The organism is Streptomyces sp. NPDC101151 (assembly GCF_044768335.1).
Taxonomy (GTDB): Bacteria; Actinomycetota; Actinomycetes; order Streptomycetales; family Streptomycetaceae; genus Streptomyces.
Genome location: NZ_JBIWPP010000033.1, coordinates 82,905 through 88,959 on the forward strand (window position 1 = coordinate 82,905; position 6,055 = coordinate 88,959).

Sequence of the window (6,055 nt, forward strand, 5' to 3'; positions counted from 1 at the left end):
CGCAGACTCATGACCGTCAGTCACGTCGAGGGCGATCGGGAGTACGGAAATGGCGGAACACACACGGCGGACGGTGCTGCGGGGCGCGGCCGGGATCGCGGCGGCGGGCGCACTCGCCGGAACAGCCGGGCAGCAGGCGGCGGCCCGGACCGCCCAGCAGGCGACGGGGAGTCACCACCCCTTCCTGGAGGGCGCGTTCACGCCCGTCACCGAGGAACTGACGGCCTTCGACCTGCCGGTCACCGGCCGGATCCCGCGCGAGCTGAACGGCCGCTTCCTGCGCAACGGCCCCAACGTCCTGGGTCTGGAGGATCCCCGCGCGCACCACTGGATGCTCGGCGAGGGCATGGTGCACGGCGTCCGGCTGCGCGACGGGAAGGCCGAGTGGTACCGCAACCGGTGGGTGCGGTCCTCCCAGGTCGCGAAGAAGCTCGGCGAGCCCTGCCCGCGGCCCGTGCCGCCGGACGACTTCCCGTGCAACACGCATGTGATCCCGTACCGGGGGCGGATCCTCGCTCTCCAGGAGAGCGGTCCGCTGCCGTACGAACTCGACGGTGAACTCAACACCGTGGGCACGTACGACTTCCGGGGCACCCTGGAAGGCGCGTTCACCGCCCACACCAAGTACGACGCGCACGCCGGGGAACTCCACGCGGTCGCCTACTACCCGACCTGGGACCACGTCCGGCACCTGGTCGTGGACCCCGCCGGACGGGTGGCCCGCACGACGCGGATCCCGGTGGCGGACGCGCCGATGATGCACGACTTCGCGCTCACCGAGAGGTACGTCGTCGTCTTCGACCTCCCGATCACCTTCGACCCGGCCGCCGCCGAACGCGGCGCCCCGGTGCCGTACGTCTGGAACCGCGAGCACCCCACCCGGGTGGGGGTCGTGCCGCGGGCCGGCGGACCGGTGCGCTGGTTCGGCATCGACCCGGTCTTCTACTCGCACACCCTCAACGCCTACGACGACGGATCGTCCGTGGTGGTCGACCTCACGACCTATCCGGCGCCCTTCCAAGTGGCCGGGCGCGGCTCCGACGGACCGACCGCCACGGGCACGGCACGGCTGGAACGCTGGACCGTCGACCTGCGCCACGGGTGTGTGCGCCGCCGCGTCCTGGACGACCGGCCGCAGGAGTTCCCGCGCGTCAACGAGGCATTGGTCTCCCACCGGCACCGCTACGGCTACTCGGCCGCGGCCGCCGACATGTCCCTCGCCTATCTGACGCACGACGGCGGCAACCCGCCCGACCGCGCCTTCTCCAACGCTCTGATCAAGCACGACCTGCTGCGCGGCACGGCCCAGGTGCACCGGCTGCCGCGGAACGCGGCGGCGGGCGAGGCGGTGTTCGTGCCGCGGGACCCGGACGGCACGACGTCGGCGGAGGACGACGGATACGCGATCGCGTACGTCCACAATCCCGACCGGGGCGCCGCCGACCTGGTGATCCTCGCCGCGCAGGACTTCACCGGCGAGCCGGTGGCGCGGGTGCATCTGCCGGGGCGGGTGCCGCTCGGCTTCCACGGGAGCTGGGTTCCGGACGCATGACCCCGCATGATGCGCGATGGTGGACGCATGCATGCGAAGGACATCCTCATCGACGGCTTCGGCCGCATCCAGGAAGAAGTCCATGCCGCCCTCGACGGCCTCGGACCGGACGAGCTGCACGCCCGCCCGGCCCCCCGCGCCAACTCCGTCGCCTGGCTCGTCTGGCACCTCACCCGGGTGCAGGACGACCACGTCGCCGGCGCCTTCGACCTCGACCAGGTGTGGCTGTCCGAGGGCTGGGAGAAGCGCTTCGGACTCGACCTGCCCCGCCACGACACCGGTTACGGGCACACCCCCGCGAAGGTCGCGAAGGTGCGGGTCGAGTCCGCCGACCTGCTGACCGGGTACTACGACGCCGTGCACGAGCAGAGCCTCGGCACCCTGCGCGGGCTGGCCGCCAAGGATCTCGAACGGATCGTGGACGAGCGCTGGGATCCCCCGGTCACCCTGGGGGTCCGCCTGGTGAGCGTCCTGTCCGACGACCTTCAGCACATCGGACAGGCCGCCTACCTGCGCGGGCTGCTTCAGAGCGCGGCCGCGTAACCCGGCAGGACCACGTCCTCAATGAGGGCCTTGCGCTCGTCGAACGGGATGAAGGCGCTCTTGAGGGCGTTCACCGTGACCGTGCGCAGATCCTCCACCGTCCAGCCGGCCTCCTCGACCAGCAGCGACATCTCCCGGGTCATCGTCGTACCCGAGACCAGCCGGTTGTCGGTGTTGAGGGTGACCCGGAAGCCCAGGTCCTTCAGGGCCGTGATGGGGTGCTCGGCGATCGAGGTGGCGCAGCCCGTCTGGAGGTTGGAGGTCGGACACATCTCCAGGGCGATCCGGCGGTCGCGCACCCATCCGGCCAGGCGGCCGAGCTTGCCGTCGACGATGTCCTCGGTGAGGCGCACGCCGTGGCCGATGCGCTGGGCACCGCAGACCTGAAGGGCCTGGTGGATGCTGGGCAGGCCGTGCGCCTCGCCGGCGTGGATGGTGAAGGGCACGCTCTCGCGGCGCAGGTGCTCGAAGGCGGCCAGGTGGTCGGCGGGCGGGAAGCCGTCCTCGGCGCCGGCGATGTCGAAGCCGACGACTCCGGCGTCGCGGTAGGCGACGGCCAGCTCGGCGGCCTCGCCGACGCGGTCGAACATCCGCATGCCGCACAGCAGAGTGCCGACACGGACCGGAGTACCGGCGGCGGCCGCCTTCGCCATACCGGCGGCGAGACCCTCCTGCACGGTCTCCACGACCTCGCTCAGCGTCAGGCCGCCGTTCGTGTTGAGCTCGGGGGCGTAGCGCACCTCGGCGTAGACGACACCGTCGGCGGCGAGGTCGAGGACGTACTCCTCGGCGACGCGCAGCAGGCCCTCGCGGTTCTGCATGACGGCGAGGGTGTGCTCGAAGGTGGCTATGTAGCGGACCAGGTCGCCGGAGTTGGCGGCCTCGAAGTACCAGGCTGCCAGCTCGTCCGGGTCGGTGGTGGGCAGGGTGTGACCGACCGCGGCCGCGAGTTCGACGACGGTGGCGGGGCGCAGGCCGCCGTCGAGGTGGTCGTGCAGGACGGCCTTGGGCAGGCGGCGGATCACTTCGGCGTCTACGCGCGTAGCAGTCATGGCGGGTCTTTCCTTGAGCGAGCGGTTCTGAGCGACGGGTGGAGGGTCAGCGGTCGGCGGGCTGGAGCAGGTCCCAGCGGTTGCCGTAGAGGTCCTGGAAGACGGCGACGGTGCCGTACGGCTCGTGGCGCGGCTGCTCCAGGAAGGTCACGCCGGCGGCGGCCATCCGGGCGTGGTCGCGGCCGAAGTCGTCGGTGTGCAGGAAGAACCCGACCCGCCCGCCGGTCTGGTCCCCGATCCGGGCGCGCTGGTCCTCGCCCTTGGCGCGGGCCAGCAGCAGGCCGGTGCCGTGGCCGTCCGTGGCGGTACCCGGCTCCACGACGACCCAGCGGGAGCCGTCGGGCCGCGACTCGTCCTCGGCCAGGCGGAATCCGAGGGCCTCGGTGTAGAAGCGGATGGCCTCGTCGTAGTCGTCCACGACGAGGGTGACCAGGGCAACGCGTCGCATCGGGGCCTTCCGGTGGAGGTGGTTAGCGGGTGAGGTTATACGTAAAACTTCGCGGGCGCCAGTCACAGTCGCACGGGTGGGTCCGACCGGTCCGCAGGGGCGGGCGATCAGGGCCTCTCGTCGCCCTGGGCGACCTCCACCCGGTGGTGGAAGTCGGCCGCCCCGGCCACCGCGGCCAGGCAGGAGACGGCGGTGGTGCCGGCGAGCAGCAGAGCGGCGATGCGCCGGCCGGTCCGGTGCGCGGTCCAGGGTGCGGCCAGCAGTGCCTGGACACGCTGCGGGACGGGGCCGGTCGTCGCGGCGGCGGCGAAGCCGGGACGCTCGGAGCGGGCGGCCTGGCCGGCCAGGGCGGCGCGGGCGATGGCGCGGGCGGTCAGGCGCCGGTCGCCGACCGATGCCGCCGCGGCCTCGTCGGCGGCGCGCTCGGCGGCGAGCCGGACGGTCGCTCGGACGGAGCGCAGGGCGGGGTGGCAGTGCCCGGCGAGTTCCGCGGCGGCGAGGAAGTGGTGGCCGCCTTCGTTGTGCGCCCGCTCGTGCGCGAACAGCGCCTCGCGCTCGGGGCCGTCGAGGCTGCGCAGCATGGCGGTGGTCACGACGATGCGGTGCGGACGCCCGGGCAGGGCGTACGCGTCGGGGTGGGGCGAGTCCACCACGCACAGATCACCGGCGGCCGGCCCGCGCCCGGCCTCGGTGCGGGCGGCCCGGAAGGCGCGGGTCTGGTGCAGGACCGAGCGCACGAGGGTCCAGCCGCACACGGCGAGGACACCGACGGAGGTCGCGGCGGCCGGGAGGACGACGAGGCCCGAGGCGGTGTGAAGCGGGTGGACCAGTTCGCCGAGCGCCGCGAACAGCGGCATCTCGAGCAGGCCGATCAGGACGAACGCGCCGAGCGCGGCCAGCGAGCAGCCCGCGAGGACGACCGCACAGGCAGTGATCGCCCACAGTGCGGCGACCAGCGCGAGCCGGTCCAGGGCCCGCCGGGCCAGCGCCGGGAGGGCGAACGGCAGCATCAGGGGCAGCAGAAGCAGCGCGGTCATCAGTCGTCGGATTCGAGCAGATCCCGCAGGATGCGTTCGTCGTCGGGACTGAGCTGGGCGACGAAGCGGGCGAGGACGGTCTCGCGGTCGCTGTCCCGGTCGAGTTCACTGTGCATCCGCCGGGCGGTGAGGCCCTGGGCGTCCTGGAGCGGGAAGTAGGCGTAGCCGCGGCCCTGACGCTGCCGCTCGACCATGCCCTTGTCGTGCAGGCGGGTGAGGATCGTCGTCACCGTCGTACGGGCGAGGTCCGCGCCGAGGCTCAGCTGCACCTGGCCGGGCGTCCGGGGCGCGCCGGCCGACCAGAGCGCGGCCATGACGCTCGCCTCGAGCTCGCCGGCCGGCCGGCGTTCGTCCTTGCCGTCGGTCATGGGAACGTCCTTCACCCCGTCATCGCCTCCAGCCCAGAGGACCGTCTACACAATTGTAGTCAGACGGGTGCCGTGCCATGGCCGCGCGCCCGCATGCCCATTATGGAAGGGGCCGCCGGACCAGTGCCGGGGCGCGCACCGGGGCCGCAGACCTAGGTCGCGGGCCGGAGGTGCGACGCGGCGGCGGTCGGTAGCGTCCCGGGCATGAAGATCACCACAACGGCCCGCACCGCAGAGCAGCGCAAGCACGACCTACTCGTCCGTCTGGAGCGGGAGACCGACATCTGGGTGGCCACGGCGGATGCGGACGGAGTGCCGTGTCTCGTGCCCCTGTGGTTCGTCTGGGACGGCGAGTCGGTCTGGCTGTCCACCCGCGGCACCAACCCCACCGGCCGCAATCTGCGCGACGGCGGCCGGACCCGGCTGGCCCTCGGGCACACCCGCGACGTGGTGCTCGTCGACGGGGAGGTGCGGGTCTTCGGCGCCGAGGACGTGCCGAGGGCGGCCGCCGACGCGTTCGCCGCCAAGACCGGCTGGGATCCGCGCACGGACAGCTCGTCGTACGTCTACCTCCAGGTGCGGCCGCGCGCGGTGCAGGCATGGCACGAGCAGCACGAACTTCGCGGCCGTCATCTGATGCGGGACGGCGTGTGGGCCGAGTGACAGCGACCACCGGTCGGCCCGTCGGTGTGGGCCCCTTGCCGAGTCGCGCCGACTCCTCGTCGGTGAGCCGCAGCGCGCCCGCCGCGACGTTCTCCACGAGTGGTCGGGGTTGCCGGTGCCGGGGACGGCGAGGACGTTGCCCGGAGTGCCGGGACGGAAGACGGCGCTGCCCGTCAGCCGCATCGCACCGAAGCCGATGCGGCTGACGGGCAGATCGGCGGGTGCGAAGGTGCCGGAGACGTCCACGGTGGTCGCTTCCGTGGTCGTCCGCGGGGGCCGGCACAGGGCACCCTGCCGGGCGTCAGCAGTACAGGTCGGCGCCCGGGGAGACCCCGAGGATCTGGGTGATGCGCTGGTAGGCGTCGACGCGGCTCTGTACCTGTGCGGGGTTT

General features: G+C 72.8%; 7 protein-coding genes and 2 pseudogenes. 3 read left to right on the forward strand and 6 right to left on the reverse strand.

Annotated elements, in window-relative coordinates; all coding sequences use genetic code 11:
- Nucleotides 1–49: 49 nt before the first annotated feature.
- Together ACIRU3_RS37810 and ACIRU3_RS37815 are read left to right on the forward strand one after the other, a co-directional pair.
- Complete coding sequence (locus tag ACIRU3_RS37810; protein ID WP_404066573.1) at nt 50–1,552, forward strand: carotenoid oxygenase family protein; 1,503 nt, start codon at nt 50–52, stop codon at nt 1,550–1,552.
- A gap of 27 nt (nt 1,553–1,579) precedes the next feature.
- Entirely contained in the window at nt 1,580–2,095 is a 516-nt protein-coding gene (locus ACIRU3_RS37815; protein WP_404066575.1) for a DUF664 domain-containing protein, read from the forward strand.
- On the opposite strand, the gene ACIRU3_RS37820 is transcribed toward ACIRU3_RS37815, so the two are convergent.
- The 4 genes from ACIRU3_RS37820 to ACIRU3_RS37835 form a co-directional block, all read right to left on the reverse strand.
- Nucleotides 2,077–3,147 (reverse strand): adenosine deaminase, encoded by a 1,071-nt coding sequence (locus tag ACIRU3_RS37820; protein ID WP_404066577.1) that lies wholly within the window; start codon nt 3,145–3,147, stop codon nt 2,077–2,079. The genes ACIRU3_RS37815 and ACIRU3_RS37820 overlap by 19 nt on opposite strands.
- Nucleotides 3,148–3,193: 46 nt before the next feature.
- The gene (locus ACIRU3_RS37825) at nt 3,194–3,595 is read right to left on the reverse strand and encodes a VOC family protein (protein ID WP_404066580.1); all 402 of its coding nucleotides are present in this window, start codon (nt 3,593–3,595) and stop codon (nt 3,194–3,196) included.
- A gap of 107 nt (nt 3,596–3,702) precedes the next feature.
- Entirely contained in the window at nt 3,703–4,632 is a 930-nt protein-coding gene (locus ACIRU3_RS37830; protein WP_404066583.1) for a M48 family metalloprotease, read from the reverse strand.
- Nucleotides 4,632–5,000, reverse strand: a complete 369-nt coding sequence (locus tag ACIRU3_RS37835) for a BlaI/MecI/CopY family transcriptional regulator (protein WP_404066585.1) — start codon at nt 4,998–5,000, stop codon at nt 4,632–4,634. Before ACIRU3_RS37835 ends, ACIRU3_RS37830 begins: the two co-directional genes overlap by 1 nt.
- 204 nt (nt 5,001–5,204) lie before the next feature.
- Between ACIRU3_RS37835 and ACIRU3_RS37840 the strand changes: the two genes are divergently transcribed.
- A complete protein-coding gene (locus ACIRU3_RS37840) occupies nt 5,205–5,663 on the forward strand; it encodes a pyridoxamine 5'-phosphate oxidase family protein (RefSeq protein WP_404066588.1) in 459 nt (152 codons plus the stop codon).
- 40 nt (nt 5,664–5,703) lie between these two features.
- Here ACIRU3_RS37840 and ACIRU3_RS37845 read toward each other — a convergent pair.
- Nucleotides 5,704–5,801, reverse strand: a pseudogene (locus tag ACIRU3_RS37845) (aldo/keto reductase); the annotation flags it as partial.
- A 163-nt stretch (nt 5,802–5,964) separates the two neighbouring features.
- Nucleotides 5,965–6,055 (reverse strand): annotated as a pseudogene (locus ACIRU3_RS37850) (chitinase); the annotation flags it as partial.

What these genes read in the sequence shown, in the direction of transcription:
- ACIRU3_RS37820 (WP_404066577.1), bottom strand. Translation starts at nt 3,147, where the DNA reads ATGACTGCTACGCGCGTAGACGCCGAAGTGATCCGCCGCCTGCCCAAG.
- ACIRU3_RS37825 (WP_404066580.1), bottom strand. Translation starts at nt 3,595, where the DNA reads ATGCGACGCGTTGCCCTGGTCACCCTCGTCGTGGACGACTACGACGAG.
- ACIRU3_RS37810 (WP_404066573.1), top strand. Translation starts at nt 50, where the DNA reads ATGGCGGAACACACACGGCGGACGGTGCTGCGGGGCGCGGCCGGGATC.
- ACIRU3_RS37830 (WP_404066583.1), bottom strand. Translation starts at nt 4,632, where the DNA reads ATGACCGCGCTGCTTCTGCTGCCCCTGATGCTGCCGTTCGCCCTCCCG.
- ACIRU3_RS37815 (WP_404066575.1), top strand. Translation starts at nt 1,580, where the DNA reads ATGCATGCGAAGGACATCCTCATCGACGGCTTCGGCCGCATCCAGGAA.
- ACIRU3_RS37835 (WP_404066585.1), bottom strand. Translation starts at nt 5,000, where the DNA reads ATGACCGACGGCAAGGACGAACGCCGGCCGGCCGGCGAGCTCGAGGCG.
- ACIRU3_RS37840 (WP_404066588.1), top strand. Translation starts at nt 5,205, where the DNA reads ATGAAGATCACCACAACGGCCCGCACCGCAGAGCAGCGCAAGCACGAC.